Here is an 18,794-nt window from a genome sequence, read left to right on the forward strand (position 1 = left end):
AACAGCTGATAACTTTATCTCATTTGAGTATGTATTAAATGTTGTACCTTTTTTTACCATAAAAAATCCCCTCCAAGTAATAGTGTAACATCCATCTGTATACATGGTCTTTTTTACACTGTCTACCTAAAGGGGATAATATCATTTCCTAGGCTCTTTACATCGTATGTTTAAATGTAAATAACTCTTCTTTAGGAAGCGAAATAGATTTCACCTCTTCTACTTCCTCGTCTTTTTTCATTTCTCCTAATCTCACTTTTGTTATCGCATCCTCTATACTTCTTACAATCATGTTTCCTGAGAAAATAGTGAGTCCAAAAAAAGTAATTGGTACGAGCGGAATCCATGGATGTACTATTAGAGAACGAAAATATACGCCAATTAAACCAGACCATTCGTGTGTGTAAGAATCTACCTCAATTGGCCCAAAACTCACTGTCCCTCCAAAAAATACTTGAAGCAATCCTAGGTGAAGAAAGATAATAAGCGTTTGAATAAACTGCTGCATCAATACAAGTACAAATGTCATATATAAGTGCGGAAACAAATGTTTCACAATAATACGCCGTCTACTTCCGCCTAATATACGAGCAGCATCTACAAACTCTTCCTTTCGTAATTTCCGCACTTCATTTGCAACATAAAGAGAAATTGTCGGAACTGCCAGGATAACAAGCAATATGACTTGAAAGGATGCTCTCTCAAAAAAACTGGTCGTCTCCTCTCCATTGGCAAAACTAGTTGCAAACTGAAGAAAAAAATACGCAATCATAACGGTTGGAATCACTGTAAAACTATCAAAAAACGCTTCAATTTTTGAAAACCCTCTTTTTACATATGTCCCTAATATAACACCAAAAAAGACACCTAAAGCCATCCGTATCATCGCAATAAAAACGGATATACCAATGGTCCACTTTGCTCCTTCAATAACTAGATTTAACAAATCATAACCTTTTCGATCTGTACCAAGTAAAAATTGCCATGAAGGCGCAAATGGTGGAGCTTCTACATTTCCTTGCGCATCATATTGTATTGAAACTTGGCGAATATGTCCTCCATTCCATAACGTATTCCCAATGCTAAGTCCAACTAACACGACAAGAAATAAAATACTAAACCAAAACTTTTTATCGCGCTTTATATATTTCCACATCTCTTATGCCCTCTCTTTCATCGCATCTGGAACGAAATAATGAAACGACTTAAATAGAATAAAGATCGGGATATAAATAAGTAAGATACTCACTGTAAAAACTTCAACCGGTTGATAATTTTTAATGAATACAAAAATACCATGTGTGTTAAAAAGCCATTCTATAATATACAAATTTGATAACATAAACCAAATATTTGTTTTCGCAAAAAACAATGTACTAAGCAACACATTCCGCAATACATGGCGATTTAAAATATAAAAGCGATCAAACCCTTTCGCCCGTGCAAATAACACATAATCTTTTTCTAATTCTGTTTCAAAACGAAGGAGTAATAGCTTTACAAACATAATTGTAGTGGGAATACTTAAACAAATAATAGGTAAGCCCCGAATAGACTCTCCTCTTAGCCCAGCAATTTTAACAGGTAAAAAACCTGTCTTTTGAAAAAACCATACGACAAGAATTTGTGATCCGATAATAAGAAGAATGTCTGGAATGGACTCAAGAAAAAGCAGAAATGATTTCATGCGACGCTGTATATGCAAACGACTTCTCATCATCATATACACAATGCAGAAAGCTATACATAATGAAATAAAAAATGAAGCTAAAAAAATAATCATCGTTTCTTTGTAATGAATAAATAGTTGCGGAAATAACGGCCGATTCATCCCATACGTTAAGTTTGGAACATCTATCAGCTTCATAACTGACATCTTTAAAGCCTGTACATACTGCGAAAAGTTAATATTTAACCCTTCAAATAATTTTGGAAGAGCACCTAAACAAATAATTCCGATGACAGAAAGAATAAATTGCACTGTAACCTCTACTCCATTTGAAATGACCCTTCTTGCCATTTTCCCCCTTCTCTCTATACAAATTTCCATTCTATTCCGTTTTATTTTATAAACTTTTTTGAAAATTGTAAATATTTGCTACAAAAAAGAATCACTAACTTATGATTCTAGTGATTCTTTATGCATATGTTTCTCATTTCTAGCAAACGGCATATAAAGTAATAAACATCCTATAAACACAGCGATTTCCAATGAAATACTATAACTATAGTATGGATGTGGACCTAACATATCAAGTAATGAAGCTGTTTCTGGTTTATGCGCCAACCTTACAAAACTGTAATGTTATTGTAAGCTAAAACGATTTGTCATATTTTCCTTCTCTTCTATACTAAAAACAGATACCAAAAACGAACGAAAAGGTGATAAATAAATGAAAAAGAAAAATAAAGTGTTAATTACGAGTGTAGTAGCTATTGGGATTGCAGCAGGTTCATATTTTGCTTTTGCTGGTGGCGGTTCTGACGTAGCTATGGCATACAGCAGTTATAAAGTAACAGAAAAACAAATTGAAAATGCACAAAAATTTGGCGGTGAAGTTATTCCAAATGGAATTGAAACAATCGCATTTGATCCATCAAAAGGAACATATGAACTAGCTGTAAAAAAAGGCGATGAAGTCAAAAAAGGACAGCTACTCTTTAAATACAATGACCCTACTATGAAATTAGGTGTAACGGAAGCAGAAATGCAAAAAAAACTTGCGAATAAAGAAGTAGAATTATTAAACAAACAACTAAATGCAGCAAAACAAAAATTACAAAAAGATAAAAACGCTGGTGCGCCTACTGAAATGCTAAAAGCAACAGAAACTGAAATCGCACAGCTTGAATCACAGCTTGAAATGAAAAAATTTGAGGTTGAAAAAGCTGATCAAATGATTCAAACAAGCAAAGAGAAATTAACTACTCTTTCTGTAACAAGTCCTGTTGATGGCGTAATTGATGATATTACAAAAAATGCAGACGAAAAAACAGGTATGAGCGGTATTACAATTCGTCACGCTGGTCCATTAAAAGTAAAAGGACAGCTATCAGAATATGAACTAGCTAACGTAAAAATTGGGCAAGAAGTAACTGTCACATCAAAAACGGTACCAGGAAAAACATGGACTGGAAAAGTCACAGAAATCGGTACAACACCAGTAAAAAGCATGGATGAAAACAAAACCGTTTCTAACTATCAATTTATCGTTACATTAGATAATAATGAAGAACTGCAAACGGGATTCCACGTATACGTAACAAGCAAGTCTGGCGAAGCAACTGGTACAGTGGTTCCAAAAAGTAGCATTGTGAAAAAAGGTGATAAAAACATTGTATTCATCGTGAAAGATGGGAAAGCAAAAGAACAAGCAGTTACTGTTGAATTTGAAACAGATAGCGAAGCAAAAGTATCTGGCGTAAAAAAAGGTGACCAAATCATCTCTAAACCAGAAAAAGACTTAAAAGATGGCATGGAGGTTAATGCCCAATGATTGACTTAAAAGGCATCACGAAATCCTTTCAAAACGGTGAAGAAACAGTGCAAATCTTACACGGTATTGATGTAACGCTAAATCAAGGCGAATTCACTTCTATTATGGGACCATCTGGATCTGGTAAATCAACATTAATGAATATTATCGGTTGCTTAGATAAACCAACAAGTGGAACGTATTCGTTAGCTGGACAGAACATTTCAAATATGTCTGAAACGGAGTTAGCTCATATTCGTAATAAAGAAATTGGATTTGTATTCCAAAACTTTATGCTGCTTCCTCGTCTTAATGCGCTGCAAAATGTAGAGTTACCACTTATCTACGCAGGGGTAGATAAAAAAGAACGACGTGAACGGGCGCTGGCTGCACTAACAAAAGTAGGTTTAGCAGACCGCGCAACACATTTACCAAACGAATTATCTGGTGGACAAAAACAGCGTGTTGCCGTTGCTCGCGCCATTGTAAATAATCCAAAGTTCATTTTAGCCGATGAACCAACTGGTGCACTTGATACAAAAACAAGCAAACAAATTATGGACCTCTTTTACGAATTAAACAAACAAGGCTCAACAATCATTATGATTACCCATGACCGTGAAATTGGGGAAGCGGCAGCACGCCAAATTGTAATTCGTGACGGAAATATCGTCCAAGATTGGAGAGGTTAATTTTGAACACAAATGAAAATATACGCATGGCCCTTTCCTCCATCTTCGCACATAAGATGCGTTCTGTATTAACGATGCTGGGGATTATAATTGGGGTTAGCGCCATTATTACCATCATCTCAATCGGAGACGGAACAAATGCAAAGTTCCGTGAACAAATCGGTAATGAAAAGAAAGATCAGTTTTCAGTGAACTATAGAACAGAAGATTATTCTGATATGGATGGAAAAATTTCCGCTAGTATGTATGACGATGTCTCCAAAATTTCCGGTGTTCAAGATGTGTACCCAGATGTTAGAGGCAAAGAAAAAGTGTATGCAGGGAAAAAGGAATTAGATATTGATATAACTGGTGTAAAAGGCGATTACTTTGAAGATACATCCCGCTTCAAACTAGAACACGGCAAATTGTTCACTGCCGCTGATTTAGATAAGCCTGGGCATACAATCGTATTACACAAAGATGCATTTAATAAATTATTCTCTTCATGGGAATCAAACTTGTATGTTGATATAAAAGGTACGCCCTATAAAGTAATTGGTGTATATTCTACTAAATCAACAGCAATGATGGGTGGCATGGAATTTAAAGAAGGTGCTATCTCCGCAGAAAACTGGCCTGTTCTATTTGGGAAAAATAATTATGACGGCTTAACAGTAAAAATTGCTCCAGGTCAAGATAAGGAAACTGTGCAAGATGCAGTTGTAAAATCATTAAATGATGCAAAAAAACCAGAGCATACAGGGAAATTTGAAGTACCAGACCCACAAGAAATGTTAAAAGAAATCGATAGCTTTACAGGCATATTAAAAAGCGTATTCGGTGGTATTGCCGCTATTTCACTACTTGTTGGTGGTATCGGTGTTATGAATATCATGCTCGTTTCTGTAACAGAACGTACGCGTGAAATCGGTATTCGTAAAGCACTTGGTGCAACGCGAGGGAAAGTATTAATGCAATTCCTTATTGAATCTTGTATTTTAACAGCATTAGGCGGATTTATCGGCTTCTTGCTTGGTATTTTCTTCGCTTGGATTGTCGCAATCTTTGCCGGATGGCCACTTGTTGTTTCTGTAAAATTAGGTTTAATCTCAGTAGCATTATCTATGTTAATCGGTATCCTATTCGGGTTACTACCAGCTAACAAAGCTGCGAAACTGGATCCAATTGAATGCTTACGATATGAATAATAGAAAAGGTTGCCTTATAATGGGCAACCTTTTTTACAACGTATTGGAAAACAAGAGCCAGTAGACTCTTGTTTTTTGTCGTTATTTGCCGGCTAGTCGATATCCTTTGTCGAATCGCCGATATATTCGAATTTGCGCCGATATATTGTAAGGAATGGTCGATATATTTGAAAAATCGCCGATAAAATTTCATTTACTAATCTACACAATCCAAATTATATACCTGAAGATTCCATACCGACTTGCAATTTTCTCATAAACTCACTCTTACTATTCTCGCGGGCAAAGGCAGTTTTAGGAACAATATTTGCACTCATTGAGCTCACATAAATAAAAATGTATGCCTCATTTTCTTCTACCTTCTCGATCCCTTTCCAATTCCGCTTTGTCTCTCCACCACTGTTTGTTTCAATAATTCCCTCATCTATTATTTGTAAATTGTGCTTACCTAGTAAATTGCTATAACTTCCTTCTCGAAGCATCTTCTTAATATTTCTTTCGATATGGTTATAGAAATACATAGGATAGAACACGATCCATATCACCCCTGCTAGAAAAAAAATAACAGGTAGCTCCGTATATACTTGACCTGGTGGTCCTAACAAAAAAGTACTAAGTGGAACAGCAAAAAAATAATAGCTACAATATAACGTTGAAGAAATAAAGAACGCTTTACTGTTTTAGAATGCTTTGCATAATGCAGATTAAATGCTATAAAATCTTGTTCCGTTAACATATATTCTACTTGCATTTCCCCCATTCCCTTCTAAAAGTTCCCTCTATTATATCATTTAGATACTTACGTTCCTCTAGATTTTTCTCGACAAAAAAGCCATCATGTATACATGATGGCTTCATACATATCAACCTATTATTTCTTTAATGCAAATCCAAATTTATCCCAAGCTTGTAAATAATCCAATAAGAAAATTTCTTCTTCTACAACACGACCAACCACATTTGTTTTCCCTGTATTCACCATATCTTTTAAAGCAATTTGTAATTCCCCTTTATATTGACCATATTGTTCATTATCAATAAGAAGATCACCACGTTTAATTGGTCTTGTATGATGAGGTTTAAACTCTTCTTTTTTATATTTCACACGACTTTGTGTAGAACGAATCATATATTCAGACACATCCCCGCGATAAAAATGTGGCTCTTCTAATACAATTTTTTTCTCTAATTCTGTTGTCGTTTCATAAATCTCTACATCAAACGTTTGCTTTTCTTTATTTACTTCTCCAAGCGCTTTTAATTCTTCTTCTGATGCATATGCATTCGCAATAATTACATCATCGATTAATTCTGTTGCAAATAAATGTTTCGCCTGCGTTGTCATTGGCAATTCACGATGTTGTTCAAGTGTACATAATCCTTCCGTTACCGGCCATGGACCATATGTCGCATCAAATGATGTAATAAAAGCAGCCGTTCTCATGCCGTAATCTTTAAATTGTTTTGAGCATTTTATAAAATGATTATAAGAAAGACCGGAATAACGATGCGGATAAAAGTTATGGCAACCAATTAAATTTTCACGGTTCGGACGATGACTCATAATATTATCAACGTATTTCGTACCGTTACTCATATTAATCTCAATTTTTAATCCATATGGGTTATATGTCATAATCGACTCTTCTAATCCCGAGAAACCAACATCTAGACGAATACCATACGCACCTAATTCATGGAAGAATGAAAGGTCGTTATAAGAAATTCCAAGTTGTTCAAAAACAGCTGGACTAATATCAACAAGTACTTGGAAACCTAATTTATTTGCATGCGAAACCGTTTCCTTAAACTCTTTCACAATTTTCTCTTTTTCTCCATCTACTGATAATAAACATGTAAATACACGTGTAAAACCATATTGATGTGCTAATGTTAAATATTCCTTATCTTTCTCTACTGTAGAATGTTCTGGATAAATAGAAATACCTAATCGTCTCATGCGTATACGCCTCTTTCTTCATCATCATTTTGTAAACCTTTTCAAATATATGTAGTAAAGTAGTAGAAACTCTCTTCTACTTCACCATTTATTTGAATCCGCTTTCTTTTTAGAGAAACATTTCTCTATCAATCATAACAACTAGCAGACTATACATCTATACTTTACCTTTTTTGATAACATTTGTGTAGTATTTACACAAATTTGTAAATTTTTTTACCCAGGAAAATTGTTATACCATTTCAGTTCACCTTTCTTGACTGTTACATTGACCACTACATATACTCGAAAGAACAGAGAAAAAATTTTAGGGGATGAATATATGGGAGAAGCAGCACTCGTAAAACGAGAACCATTATGGACAAAAGAATTTATTGCGCTTATTTTCGCTAACTTATGTATGTTTTTAGGATTTCAAATGTTAATCCCAACACTGCCTGTTTACGTGAAAGAAATTGGTGGTACGAGTTCAAACATCGGATTTGTTGTTGGAATGTTTACTGTGGCGGCTTTAATTATTCGGCCACTCACCGGAAATGCACTACAAAAATTTAGTAAAAAGCTCATTTTAATGACTGGTACTGCCATTTGCCTACTTGCCATGGGCAGCTACCTATTTGCCTCTACTGTCTTCCTTCTTCTTGCTGTTCGTATTTTACACGGAGCTGGTTTTGGAATTACCACTACAACATATGGGACTGTAGTCTCCTACTTAATTCCAGCAGCCCGACGTGGTGAGGGTATGGGGTATTTTGGGCTCTCTGGAACGATCGCTATGGCACTTGGCCCTCTTATCGGACTGTGGCTTATGCAAACTTATAACTTTACGATTCTTTTTTTATGTGCACTATCTTGCACAGTAGTTTCATTACTATTAACAAAATTACTCAAAATTCAAGCAACTGAAAAACCAATTCACCAAGCACACGAAACATTTTTAGATGGATTTATCGAAAAGAAAGCTTTACTTCCTTCATTATTAATATTATGTATTACATTAATGTATGGAGGGATCGGTAGCTTTATCACGTTATTTGCTACGCAAGTTGGTATTACTGATATTAGCCTTTTCTTCTTATTTAATGCCCTTGCCATCGCAGTAACACGTCCCTTCTCCGGAAGACTATACGATGTAAAAGGTCATGCATTTGTTATTATTCCCGGTGTTATTTTAACATTTGCAGGCATTATCCTATTATCATATACAACAACAATACCAAGTTTAATAATTGCAGCAAGCTGTTACGGAAGTGGATTCGGCGCTATTCAGCCCGCCTTACAAGCATGGATGATTGACCGTGTAGATCCTCATCGCCGCGGCGTTGCTACTGCAACATTCTTTTCTGCATTTGATCTTGGAATTGGAGCCGGAGCCATTATCTTTGGATTCATCGCACACTTTACAGACTATGCAACTGTATATCGCTATTCCTCTGTGTTACTGATCGCGTTTCTTTTTATTTACATTACAAATGTACGAAAGCAAAAACGACTGGATAAAAAACATGAGAAAGCTGCTGGATGATTCAGCAGCTTTTCATGTTATCCCTCTATTTGCGGGCAGTAAGACGACTAATAATCAGTGGGGCTTCGTCTACCACTGATTATTAGCCTTCACTTTATCTATATGATTTCAAATGTACATATTCCTAAATAGTTGCTCAATCATTTACTCCAAATTCCAATACATACACTTTATCCTCCAATTCAAATACAAAATGCTCTGCACTGACGTACCAATCGTAATCACTTTGGACTTCATACGTAATTACGTGTCTTCCATCAAAAAATGAGACTAATAGCTCAAGAAATGTTTGAACCCTATTGTCTTTCTCTACCTCATGTAACATTTGATTATCATATTTTAAATAAAACTCTCTTTCAAAAAACCATCGATCTAATACTTCTTGTAATCGTTCTTCATAATTATTACATATTTCATGACTGTGATACTCTCTCTCAAAATATGTTTGAATAGTGGCAAGAATCGTATCTTGTTTCACTATTTCATGAAACTGAAAAGTATATCCATGATTCGTCATATGATTAACCTGTTCCATCGCCAATAAATAACCATTTATTTTATCTAACACAATTTCCCCCTCCAATTATATATATGTACTTACAATTAAATCGCTTTTCTAAAATGAAATTTCTACTTTCATTCTTTACATACCTACCGTTAAATTCCACTTTTTTTGTTCCGTGCATATTCTCATCTCATACATACAAATACTATGACTATTACAGGTAAATTGTACAGAATAACATTACATTTAAACTATAATTCTCCATAATGTAAACGGTCTTTTTTTAAGGTTACGTAAATTTTTTAAAGCTTTGTAAATTTAATGTAAAGTTTGCATTGATATCATTTACATCACCTCAAATTTTAGTTAATAATTACACCGTACATGAAATTTAAGGAGTGAAATGTGTGGAATTTAATGTTCAAGACATGATCTTCCAGTTTATTGGTGGATTAGGTATTTTCTTATTCGGGATTAAGTACATGGGGGACGGACTGCAACAAGCAGCTGGTGATCGCCTACGTGACATTCTCGATCGTTTTACAACTAACCCACTTATGGGCGTACTAGCAGGTATGTTAGTTACCATACTGATTCAATCTAGCTCAGGAACAACCGCTTTAACAGTCGGACTTGTAAGTGCTGGATTTATGACACTAAGACAAGCAATTGGTGTTATTATGGGTGCTAACATTGGTACAACCGTTACAGCATTTATTATTGGAATTAAAATTGGAGAATATGCTCTTCCAATTATGGCAGTTGGAGCAATCTTACTATTCTTCTTTAAAAATAAAAAAGTACACTCTCTTGGACAAGTCATTTTCGGATTTGGTATGTTATTCTTCGGTTTAGAATTAATGAGCACAGGTATGAAGCCGCTGCGCTCTCTAGAATCATTCCAAGAATTAACTGTTAGCATGAGTAACAGCCCAATCTTAGGCGTTATCGTAGGTACAGTATTTACATTAATTGTACAAAGCTCAAGTGCAACAATCGGGATCCTACAAGAGTTATTTGGCCAAGGTGCAATTGATTTAAAAGCTGCTTTACCTGTACTATTTGGTGATAATATCGGTACAACAATTACCGCTGTATTAGCAGCGATTGGTACTTCTATTGCAGCAAGACGAGCAGCATTAGTACACGTTATCTTTAACATAGTTGGTACAATTATCTTTACAATTTTATTAGTACCATTTACAAATTTGATTCAATATTTCCAAACATCATTAAATTTAAATCCAGAAATGACAATTGCTTTTGCACATGGAACATTTAATGTAACGAATGCGATTATTCAGTTCCCATTCATTGCAGTGTTAGCATGGATTGTAACAAAAATTATTCGCGGTGAAGATGCTTCTATTGACTTTAAACCGCAGCACTTAAATCCAATCTTTATTGAACAATCTCCTGCCATTGCCTTAACAGAGGCACAAAAAGAAATTATTCGTATGGCAGAGTTCTCATTACACGGACTAAAAGAAGCAACTCTATTTTTAAATACAAAAGAAAAGAAACATGCTGATATGGCAGCACAATTAGAAGGCGCTATTAACAACTTAGATAGAAAAATTACCGATTATTTAGTACTACTTTCTGAAAAACCACTTTCACCAATGGATTCAGAAAAACATTCTGTCTTAGCATCTGTTGTCGGAGATATTGAACGAGTTGGAGACCATGTAGAAAATGTTGTGGAGCTTGTTGACTCCCAAATTTCTAATCGCGTTACACTATCAGAGGAAGCAATGGCAGAACTAAACGAAATGCTTGAACTAACAACTTCAACACTGCAAGATGCAATTAATGCTTTAACAAACTTTGATACTGAACTTGCACAAACAGTCATTACAAAAGAACGTAAAATTGACCAAATGGAACGTGTATTACGTAAACGCCACGTACTACGTCTAAATGAACGTAGTTGCTCAGGTGATGCAAGCATTATTTATGTTGATATGGTAAGTAACTTAGAGCGTATCGGCGACCATGCTGTAAATATTGCAGATGGCGTTTTAGGAGAACAAGGGAAGTTTGCTTTAAAACAAACTCTATAATACAAAAAAGACGACCTTGATAAGGTCGTCTTTTTCTATATCATGTCCTATACATACGATACTATAATACATTCACTATCGTTCTTCCCTTTAACTTCCCTTGCAATATAAGTTCAAATTTATCATTTACTTCTTCTAATGTGCATTCTGCCGTATAAGGTAATAAGTCTAAATTCTTCCACTCATCCCCTAGCATTGACCAAATCTGCTTTCTTACTATCATTGGACATTGTACAGAATCTATTCCTAACAGATTAATACTACGCAGGATAAATGGATATACAGACGTTTTAAATTCATGTCCTGCAACGTTCCCACACGTCGTTACACTTCCACCATATTGAACTACTTTTAAAGCAGTTGCTAACGTACTTCCACCAACTGTATCAATCACACCAGCATATATTCCTTTTAACATCGGTTTTCCCGATTGATCATTTATTTCATCGCGATGAATCATCTCTTTTGCACCTAAATGAAATAACATTTCTTTCTCTTCCGTTTTCCCAGTCGCAGCTACGACATCATATCCTAACCTTGCTAAAATGCTAACTGCAACACTTCCAACTCCCCCTGTTGCTCCTGTAACAAGAATTCTTCCCATATCAGGTGTAATCCCTGCTGTAATTAATTTGTGTACAGACAAAGCAGCTGTAAATCCTGCTGTTCCATACATCATACTTTCTTTCAATGACAGCCCTTCTGGTAACGGTACAACCCATGATCCAGGGACACGAATATACTGACCAAATCCACCAGATGTATTCATTCCTAAATCATGCCCTGTTACAATTACTTGATCTCCTGTTTTAAAAGAAGGATCTTGACTACTAATCACTTCTCCTGCTGCATCAATTCCAGGAGTATGTGGATATTTCCTTGTAACTCCTCTATTCCCAGTAGCTGAAAGAGCATCTTTATAATTTAATGAAGAATGGCGAACACGTATTAGTACTTCTCCTTCTGGTAAATCGTTTATCTCTCTCTCAACCAAGGTTCTTTCAAATTGATTTTCTTCCTTCTCATTTACAAGAATTGCTCGAAACGATGTATGATTCATTATGCCTATCTCCTTTACTCCTAACAAGCGTTCTTTTACTTCATTATATTAAATTTATAGAAAGTGATATAATCGCCCTTTTGAACATATTTCAACAAATCTTACTTCTTTACTATTTTCTCATAATATATATTTCTATTTCCAATACAACAAATTATACTTGTTCTATCGTTCAACTCCCTAAAATTCGCTTTACAAAGAGTCGAAAAATCTGACTTTTTGTAAAATAAATTGAATTTTTGCGAAATGTAAATGATTTGTAATGTTCTTTTTCGCCAAATTTCATTATAATTAGGTGATATGAGTGTCGTATTTCAATCCAAATGAAGGAGTATATGAAATGGATCAAAACCCATCCTTGCAAGAAAATACACGAAATAATAATAAAAAAGGAAAGAAAAAAACAAAAGTTATCATAAGTGTCCTTTTATTATTTTTAATAATAGGAGGCGGGTATACTTGGTTTCTAGTAAATAAAGCATCCTCTGCTGTTCGAAATGCCGCTCACGATTTAGCACGCGGTGATAAATCAAATTTACGTGATAAAGCTGTTAAACCTATTACCAATAATGTATCTGTATTAATAATGGGCGTTGATGAAAGCGATGTACGTAGTAAAGAATACGGTGGTGCCATAAGAACAGATGCAATGTTACTTGCAACGTTTAATAAAGATAGTAAAACTGTTAAACTTTTAAGCATTCCGCGAGACACATATACTTATATCCCAATAGAAAAGAAAATGGATAAAATTACACATGCACATGCATATGGTTCTGCTAAAAATGGAAAAGATGGTGGACCACAAGCTAGTATTGATGCGGTAGAAAAATTACTCCATGTTCCTGTTGATTACTTTGTAAAATTCAACTTTAAATCATTTATGAAAATTGTAGATGATTTAGGTGGCATTAAAGTAGATGTTCCTGTTGAATTTACTGAACAAGATAGCAACGATAATGCAGAAGCAATCCACTTGAAAAAAGGTGTTCAAAAATTAAACGGTGAAGAAGCTCTTGCTCTTGCTAGAACACGCCACATTGATAGTGATGCAATGCGCGGTCAACGTCAACAACTTGTTATCGAGGCCATTTTGAAAAAAGTAACAAGCGTTGACTCTGTAACAAAAGTAGGAAGTATTATTGATGATATTAATGGACAATTTGTTACAAACCTAACATTTGACGATATGTTATCATTCTATAAATACGGTTCAGATTCTTCAATTGAAAAATTACAAATCAATGGTTCAGACTGTTACATGGCAAAAGGTGATGATACATGTAGTCGTTCTGCTGGTGATGGAAGAACATATTACTACCAACCAGATGAAAAAGACCTAACAAATCTAACAAATCAACTGCGTACTCATCTAGGACTACCTGAGTATAAGAAAGTTAATTCTAGTGATAAAGAAGACAAAAAGAAAACGAAAGATACAACTAACAAAAAAAATAACAGTAACAATGAAGACATAGATACAGAAACTACATCGAATGAAAAAACAAAAGATACAACTAACAATTCTACTAACAAAAAAAATAACAGTAACAATGAAGACATAGATACAGAAACTACATCGAATGAAAAAACAAAAGATACAACTAACAACTCTACTAACAAAAAAAATAACAATAACGATGAAGACACAGATACAGAAACTACATCGGATGAAAATTAATAAGAAACCCAGCTTTATGGAGATAGAGCTGGGTTTCTTCTCTTTTTATAAACTTCTATCTGCAAAGACCCTCTAAAATATTAAAAATTCTAACTTTTCAACTATCAATTTCCATATCTTTAAATTATAATAAAGGATAGATATATATTCTAATTAACAGGGGGCAAAAACCTATGAAAGCCGCAGTAAAACATAACGTTTCAGACTTTAAAGATTACCTAAAATCCAATGAAATACATATGGAAGAAAACATAGATGAAAATGATGGTTCCGTATTTTTTTCAGTAAACTTAGAAACAGAGAGCGGTGCAAAAGTTCGTCTTATCGCTGCCTTTCATAACGAGCATCCTACTGTCGATATATATTGCTTCAATGTCGCTCAAGTTCATGATGCAGCTAAGAAAAGCGAATTGTTACATGTAATCAACGAGTTAAATACAGCATATCGATTCGCAAAATTCACAATTAGTAAAAATGATTCAATCGACATTTCAACGTCCCTTGTATTTACAGAACCATATTTTAATCCTGCCCTTGTATTTGAACATACGAGACTATTATATAAAGCTGCAAATGATGAATATGAAAGTTTGATGAAGCTTATTTGGGCTTAATCATTGAACGCCACTGGTTCTCCAGTGGCGTTCATCGTTTTTTCTTAAGGAATTTATTTACTTATTAAATAAATAGATTCACATTTCCATCAGAAGCATCTGCTAAATAAGCTGCCACACCAGCAAACTCGGCATCTTCCATGATTTCTTCTTCTTTTAACCCCAATAAATCTACTGTCATTTGACAAGCTACAAGCTTAACACCTTGTTCTTTTGCCATATCAATTAAATCTGGCAGCGACATAGCATTATGCTTTTTTATAACGTGCTTAATCATTTTAGGGCCCATGCCAGCAAAATTCATTTTGGATAATCCCATCTGATTTGCTCCGCGAGGCATCATCTTTCCAAACATTCTCTCTAAGAAATTTTTCTTTACGTGTACATGTTCATCTTTCCTGAGTGCATTTAACCCCCAAAATGTATGAAAAATCGTTACTTCTTGATCATACGCTGCTGCACCGTTTGCAATAATATAAGCTGCCATCGCTTTATCATAATCTCCACTAAATAAGACAATTGTTGTTTTTTTCTGATTCTCCATGTTAACTCCTCCCCCCCAAAATACCCATATGGGTATTTTGGGAAATGTACAAAATCCTTTATTAAAAAACTTTTCATCGTACCGTATTATTCTGTTTTACCTTCCCACTCTAACATACCGCCAGTCATATTTATAACATGGAAACCATTGCTCTCTAAAAGCTGAGCAGCTCGTGAACTTCTCCCACCAGAGCGACATACCATAATATATTCTTTACTTTTATCTAGTTCATGCATGCGAAATTCTAATAACCCAAGTGGAATATGAAGAGCTCCTGGAATTTTCCCTTCCTCTACTTCTTCTACTTCACGAACATCGATCATATTTAATACTTCATGATTCATTAATTTATTTTCTAATTCTTTGGCTGTCATTTCTTTCATTTGTCATTTCCTCCTTAATTCCAAGCATTTATACCACCCGAAACATTCGTAATATGTTGAAAGCCTAATTTCTTTAGCATTTTTACTGCGCGTTTACTTCTCATTCCACTTTGACAAATCACTATTACTTCTTTACTTTTATCTAAACGACTCGCTTTTTGTACTAACTCATTTAATGGGATATTTCGGAATCCTTGAATGTGATGCCCTCTAAATTCACCTTGTGTGCGAACATCAATCAATTGTTTATTCTTTTTATGAAGTAAACCTTTGAGCTCTTTCCCACTTATATTTTTAACACCCTTAACCGGTAAAAAGCGAGAAATGATAAACGAAGCAATAAGTATAGTTAAAATGATATTGAATACTACATTTGCACTCATCCGCCATCTCCTCCAATCCTTTTCTATGCAATTAGTCTCTTATTTTTTACGCCTTTTTAATCCAGAACTTCAGCACACCGTTTTCTTCTATATGTTGCAATACTTCATTTCCTCCTTTTTTCGACCAAGCTGGAATATCCTTTATTGCGCCTTTATCTGTTAAGTGAACCTCTAGCACTTCTCCAGATTGTAAAGCTTCCATAGCTTTTTTTGTTCTTACGATTGGCATTGGGCATGCTAAGCCTTTCACATCTAATACTTGTTTTGCATTCATGTTCTATACCTCCATCTGTTTCTTCTATTTTTCAATCCATACGCTCTACTTCATTACGAACACCTAAAATAAAACTTTCTCAGCAACATCTTTTGCTTATAATGCTAGGGCACCCACTCCATTACCCCCTATGGTATATTTTCATTTAAAAAAATTTAATATCCTATATTCTAACTCTAATTGTTTCCTAAAAAACCCATATACCTACAGGGGTATAAAAATAGTGTTTTAAAAATCTGTCAACACATTCGTTTGACAGATTATCTACTTTTCACAAGTAATTGTACAGCCTCTTTAATTAGATCTTCATTGGATGTATCACCTTTTGCAAATTGTTCTCGCAAACATTTTTCCAAATTTGTTCCGACAATTAATCCAATTGCGCGATCCATAGCAGAGCGTGATGCTGTTAATTGTGTAATTACCTCTTTACAATCTTTTTCTTCTTCAATCATTCGAAGGACACCACGAATTTGTCCTTCAATTCGCTTCAGCCTATTTTTAATATCTTGATTGTATTCCAATGCCCGATCACCTCAATACTTTCCAAAATATGCTTTATTTAAATAAATACTTACTGTAGTAAGATTTTAATTTGCATTTACAAACCATCATATACCCTTGAGGGTATTTTGTAAAGCACTATTTTACTTTATATGATTACAACCTTCTCATCTATTTATATACAATCTGACCTGGAAAAGCCGTTGCATACAATTTAAAACCACCATCGACATTCTTCACCTTATACCCTCTTTCCATTAACATACGTGCAGCAACATAGCCCCTCATACCGAGCTGGCATGTCATATATATTTCTTCATTTACTGGAATTTCATCCAATCTTTCGCGTAATTCATCTAATGGAATATTAACTGAACCCTTAATCATCCCTTGTTTTAACTCATTTGGTTCACGAACATCAATCAAATATCCACCATTTTGGACAATACGATCAATCTCATGCCACTGCACTGTATCTACAAGCCCTTCAATTATATTACTTGCAGCATACCCCACCATGTTTACTGGATCTTTTGCAGAAGAATATGGCGGTGCGTATGCTAATTCCAAATCTGGTAAATCTAATGCCTTTAGCTTCGCTTTCATTGCCGTTGCAATGACATCAATACGCTTATCTACACCGTCACGTCCAACCGCTTGCGCACCATAAATTTCGCCTGACTCTTTATTAAAGATCAATTTTAATAAAACAGGATGTGCATTTGGATAATAACCTGCATGGGAATTTGCTTGTACATGTACTACCTCATAGGGTATATTTAAACGCTGCAACACCTTCTCATTTACTCCTGTTGAAGCAACTGTTAATTCAAAGACCTTTACAATCGATGTTCCCATCGTTCCTTTGTATACAGACTTTGCATGTTCATGAATGATATCCGCTAACAGACGACCTTGTCGATTTGCTGGCCATGCTAATGGAATCATTGTCTCTGTTTCTGTCACAAAATCTTTTACCTCAATTGCATCACCAATCGCATAAATAGACGAATCCAAAGTTTGTAGTTTTTCATTTACTTTAATTGTTCCTCTTACTCCAAGTTCTAACCCTGCTTCTTTTGCTAAACGACTCTCCGGCCCGACACCGATTGAAAGAATAATCATATCTGTATTGATTTTTGAACCACTTTTTAAGCGTACGACTGCTCCATCTTCTTCAAAAGCATCTACCCCGTCTTCCAAAATGAGCTGAACACCATGCTTTTTCATATGTTCATGTACATATGCCGCCATTTCATAATCAATTGGTGGCATGACTTGATTATTCATCTCAACAAGCGTCACATCTATTCCTTTTTCTCTCAAATTTTCTGCCATTTCAACACCAATAAATCCACCGCCAATGACAGTCGCATGACGTGGTTTCTTCTCATCAATATACCCTTTAATACGATCTGTATCTGGTACACTCCGTAATGTAAACAACGCCTTTGTTGTTTCAATTCCTTGGATAGGTGGCACTATTGGCTTAGATCCTGGTGAAAGAATTAAAATATCATACGACTCTTCATACGTTTCATTTGTCATTACATTTTTTACGATAATTGTTTTTTCTTCTTTATTAATTTTTATCACTTCACTTAAAATACGAATATCTAAATGGAATCGCTTTGACATCTTTTCAACGGTTTGCACTAATAGTTTCTGTCTCTCTTGAATCACACCGCCAATGTAATACGGCAATCCGCAGTTTGCAAAAGAAATATATTCCCCTCGCTCAAACATAATAATTTCATCCTCTTCGCTTAAACGACGAAGACGTGCTGCTACTGATGCTCCGCCGGCAACTCCACCAACTATGACGATTTTTTTACTCATATTTCCCTAACCTCCACAACTATTTTTGCTTACTGCTACAGATATACAACACCTTCAAATTACATATACCCGTATAGGTATATAATAAACATAAAAAAATA

General features: G+C 34.9%; 19 protein-coding genes and 1 pseudogene. 7 read left to right on the forward strand and 13 right to left on the reverse strand.

Annotated elements, in window-relative coordinates:
• Positions 1-157: 157 nt before the first annotated feature.
• The 3 genes and pseudogenes from KFD70_RS19840 to KFD70_RS19850 form a co-directional block, all read right to left on the reverse strand.
• Positions 158-1,156 carry an ABC transporter permease gene (locus tag KFD70_RS19840; protein WP_336450705.1) on the reverse strand — a complete coding sequence of 333 codons (999 nt, stop codon included), beginning with the start codon at positions 1,154-1,156 and terminating at the stop codon, positions 158-160.
• A gap of 3 nt (positions 1,157-1,159) precedes the next feature.
• Positions 1,160-2,020, reverse strand: a complete 861-nt coding sequence (locus KFD70_RS19845) for an ABC transporter permease subunit (protein ID WP_336450704.1) — start codon at positions 2,018-2,020, stop codon at positions 1,160-1,162.
• 99 nt (positions 2,021-2,119) lie between these two features.
• Positions 2,120-2,299: pseudogene (locus tag KFD70_RS19850) on the reverse strand (YwaF family protein); the annotation flags it as partial.
• 94 nt (positions 2,300-2,393) lie between these two features.
• On the opposite strand from KFD70_RS19850, the gene KFD70_RS19855 reads away from it, so the two are divergent.
• The 3 genes from KFD70_RS19855 to KFD70_RS19865 are packed head-to-tail and all read left to right on the forward strand — an operon-like array spanning position 2,394 to position 5,358.
• Entirely contained in the window at positions 2,394-3,497 is a 1,104-nt protein-coding gene (locus KFD70_RS19855; RefSeq protein ID WP_336450703.1) for an efflux RND transporter periplasmic adaptor subunit, read from the forward strand.
• A complete protein-coding gene (locus tag KFD70_RS19860) occupies positions 3,494-4,168 on the forward strand; it encodes an ABC transporter ATP-binding protein (RefSeq protein WP_336450702.1) in 675 nt (224 codons plus the stop codon). Before KFD70_RS19855 ends, KFD70_RS19860 begins: the two co-directional genes overlap by 4 nt.
• A gap of 26 nt (positions 4,169-4,194) precedes the next feature.
• Positions 4,195-5,358 (forward strand): ABC transporter permease, encoded by a 1,164-nt coding sequence (locus tag KFD70_RS19865; RefSeq protein ID WP_420792328.1) that lies wholly within the window; start codon positions 4,195-4,197, stop codon positions 5,356-5,358.
• 215 nt (positions 5,359-5,573) lie between these two features.
• Here the strand turns inward: KFD70_RS19865 and KFD70_RS19870 are convergent, their stop codons facing one another.
• Together KFD70_RS19870 and KFD70_RS19875 are read right to left on the reverse strand one after the other, a co-directional pair.
• Positions 5,574-5,891: a YcxB family protein gene (locus tag KFD70_RS19870; RefSeq protein WP_336450700.1), complete on the reverse strand. Its 318-nt coding sequence runs from the start codon at positions 5,889-5,891 to the stop codon at positions 5,574-5,576.
• Between the two features lie 338 nt (positions 5,892-6,229).
• Positions 6,230-7,318, reverse strand: coding sequence for a DUF871 domain-containing protein (locus KFD70_RS19875; RefSeq protein WP_336450699.1), 1,089 nt, complete (start codon positions 7,316-7,318; stop codon positions 6,230-6,232).
• 322 nt (positions 7,319-7,640) lie between these two features.
• Here KFD70_RS19875 and KFD70_RS19880 point away from each other — a divergent pair, with 322 nt between their 5' ends.
• Positions 7,641-8,843, forward strand: coding sequence for an MFS transporter (locus KFD70_RS19880; protein ID WP_336450698.1), 1,203 nt, complete (start codon positions 7,641-7,643; stop codon positions 8,841-8,843).
• 136 nt (positions 8,844-8,979) lie between these two features.
• Here KFD70_RS19880 and KFD70_RS19885 read toward each other — a convergent pair whose 3' ends face one another.
• The gene (locus tag KFD70_RS19885; protein ID WP_336450697.1) at positions 8,980-9,411 is read right to left on the reverse strand and encodes a hypothetical protein; all 432 of its coding nucleotides are present in this window, start codon (positions 9,409-9,411) and stop codon (positions 8,980-8,982) included.
• A gap of 344 nt (positions 9,412-9,755) precedes the next feature.
• Between KFD70_RS19885 and KFD70_RS19890 the strand changes: the two genes are divergently transcribed.
• Positions 9,756-11,411, forward strand: coding sequence for a Na/Pi cotransporter family protein (locus KFD70_RS19890; protein WP_336450696.1), 1,656 nt, complete (start codon positions 9,756-9,758; stop codon positions 11,409-11,411).
• A gap of 61 nt (positions 11,412-11,472) precedes the next feature.
• Here KFD70_RS19890 and KFD70_RS19895 read toward each other — a convergent pair whose 3' ends face one another.
• Positions 11,473-12,471: a YhdH/YhfP family quinone oxidoreductase gene (locus tag KFD70_RS19895; RefSeq protein WP_336450695.1), complete on the reverse strand. Its 999-nt coding sequence runs from the start codon at positions 12,469-12,471 to the stop codon at positions 11,473-11,475.
• 340 nt (positions 12,472-12,811) lie between these two features.
• Between KFD70_RS19895 and KFD70_RS19900 the strand changes: the two genes are divergently transcribed.
• A complete protein-coding gene (locus KFD70_RS19900; protein ID WP_336451009.1) occupies positions 12,812-14,152 on the forward strand; it encodes an LCP family protein in 1,341 nt (446 codons plus the stop codon).
• A gap of 173 nt (positions 14,153-14,325) precedes the next feature.
• Positions 14,326-14,766: a hypothetical protein gene (locus KFD70_RS19905; protein WP_336450694.1), complete on the forward strand. Its 441-nt coding sequence runs from the start codon at positions 14,326-14,328 to the stop codon at positions 14,764-14,766.
• Between the two features lie 64 nt (positions 14,767-14,830).
• Here KFD70_RS19905 and KFD70_RS19910 read toward each other — a convergent pair whose 3' ends face one another.
• The 6 genes from KFD70_RS19910 to cdr all read right to left on the reverse strand — a co-directional run bounded on the left by KFD70_RS19910 (position 14,831) and on the right by cdr (position 18,693).
• Positions 14,831-15,310: a DsrE/DsrF/DrsH-like family protein gene (locus KFD70_RS19910; RefSeq protein WP_336450693.1), complete on the reverse strand. Its 480-nt coding sequence runs from the start codon at positions 15,308-15,310 to the stop codon at positions 14,831-14,833.
• A gap of 86 nt (positions 15,311-15,396) precedes the next feature.
• Positions 15,397-15,693, reverse strand: a complete 297-nt coding sequence (locus KFD70_RS19915; RefSeq protein WP_336450692.1) for a rhodanese-like domain-containing protein — start codon at positions 15,691-15,693, stop codon at positions 15,397-15,399.
• Positions 15,694-15,707: 14 nt separating this feature from the next.
• Positions 15,708-16,076: a rhodanese-like domain-containing protein gene (locus tag KFD70_RS19920; RefSeq protein WP_336450691.1), complete on the reverse strand. Its 369-nt coding sequence runs from the start codon at positions 16,074-16,076 to the stop codon at positions 15,708-15,710.
• A 46-nt stretch (positions 16,077-16,122) separates the two neighbouring features.
• On the reverse strand, positions 16,123-16,350 hold the full coding sequence (locus KFD70_RS19925) for a sulfurtransferase TusA family protein (protein ID WP_336450690.1): 228 nt from the start codon (positions 16,348-16,350) through the stop codon (positions 16,123-16,125).
• A gap of 260 nt (positions 16,351-16,610) precedes the next feature.
• Entirely contained in the window at positions 16,611-16,874 is a 264-nt protein-coding gene (locus KFD70_RS19930) for a metal-sensitive transcriptional regulator (RefSeq protein WP_174102983.1), read from the reverse strand.
• A gap of 151 nt (positions 16,875-17,025) precedes the next feature.
• Complete coding sequence (gene cdr, locus KFD70_RS19935) at positions 17,026-18,693, reverse strand: CoA-disulfide reductase (protein WP_336450689.1); 1,668 nt, start codon at positions 18,691-18,693, stop codon at positions 17,026-17,028.
• Between the last annotated feature and the right edge of the window lie 101 nt (positions 18,694-18,794).

This window comes from Bacillus pfraonensis (genome assembly GCF_050768835.1).
GTDB lineage: Bacteria > Bacillota > Bacilli > Bacillales > Bacillaceae_G > Bacillus_A > Bacillus_A pfraonensis.

What these genes read in the sequence shown, in the direction of transcription:
- KFD70_RS19840 (WP_336450705.1), bottom strand. Translation starts at nt 1,156, where the DNA reads ATGTGGAAATATATAAAGCGCGATAAAAAGTTTTGGTTTAGTATTTTA.
- KFD70_RS19845 (WP_336450704.1), bottom strand. Translation starts at nt 2,020, where the DNA reads ATGGCAAGAAGGGTCATTTCAAATGGAGTAGAGGTTACAGTGCAATTT.
- KFD70_RS19855 (WP_336450703.1), top strand. Translation starts at nt 2,394, where the DNA reads ATGAAAAAGAAAAATAAAGTGTTAATTACGAGTGTAGTAGCTATTGGG.
- KFD70_RS19860 (WP_336450702.1), top strand. Translation starts at nt 3,494, where the DNA reads ATGATTGACTTAAAAGGCATCACGAAATCCTTTCAAAACGGTGAAGAA.
- KFD70_RS19865 (WP_420792328.1), top strand. Translation starts at nt 4,195, where the DNA reads ATGGCCCTTTCCTCCATCTTCGCACATAAGATGCGTTCTGTATTAACG.
- KFD70_RS19875 (WP_336450699.1), bottom strand. Translation starts at nt 7,318, where the DNA reads ATGAGACGATTAGGTATTTCTATTTATCCAGAACATTCTACAGTAGAG.
- KFD70_RS19880 (WP_336450698.1), top strand. Translation starts at nt 7,641, where the DNA reads ATGGGAGAAGCAGCACTCGTAAAACGAGAACCATTATGGACAAAAGAA.
- KFD70_RS19895 (WP_336450695.1), bottom strand. Translation starts at nt 12,471, where the DNA reads ATGAATCATACATCGTTTCGAGCAATTCTTGTAAATGAGAAGGAAGAA.
- KFD70_RS19900 (WP_336451009.1), top strand. Translation starts at nt 12,812, where the DNA reads ATGGATCAAAACCCATCCTTGCAAGAAAATACACGAAATAATAATAAA.
- KFD70_RS19905 (WP_336450694.1), top strand. Translation starts at nt 14,326, where the DNA reads ATGAAAGCCGCAGTAAAACATAACGTTTCAGACTTTAAAGATTACCTA.
- KFD70_RS19910 (WP_336450693.1), bottom strand. Translation starts at nt 15,310, where the DNA reads ATGGAGAATCAGAAAAAAACAACAATTGTCTTATTTAGTGGAGATTAT.
- KFD70_RS19915 (WP_336450692.1), bottom strand. Translation starts at nt 15,693, where the DNA reads ATGAAAGAAATGACAGCCAAAGAATTAGAAAATAAATTAATGAATCAT.
- KFD70_RS19920 (WP_336450691.1), bottom strand. Translation starts at nt 16,076, where the DNA reads ATGAGTGCAAATGTAGTATTCAATATCATTTTAACTATACTTATTGCT.
- KFD70_RS19925 (WP_336450690.1), bottom strand. Translation starts at nt 16,350, where the DNA reads ATGAATGCAAAACAAGTATTAGATGTGAAAGGCTTAGCATGCCCAATG.
- cdr (WP_336450689.1), bottom strand. Translation starts at nt 18,693, where the DNA reads ATGAGTAAAAAAATCGTCATAGTTGGTGGAGTTGCCGGCGGAGCATCA.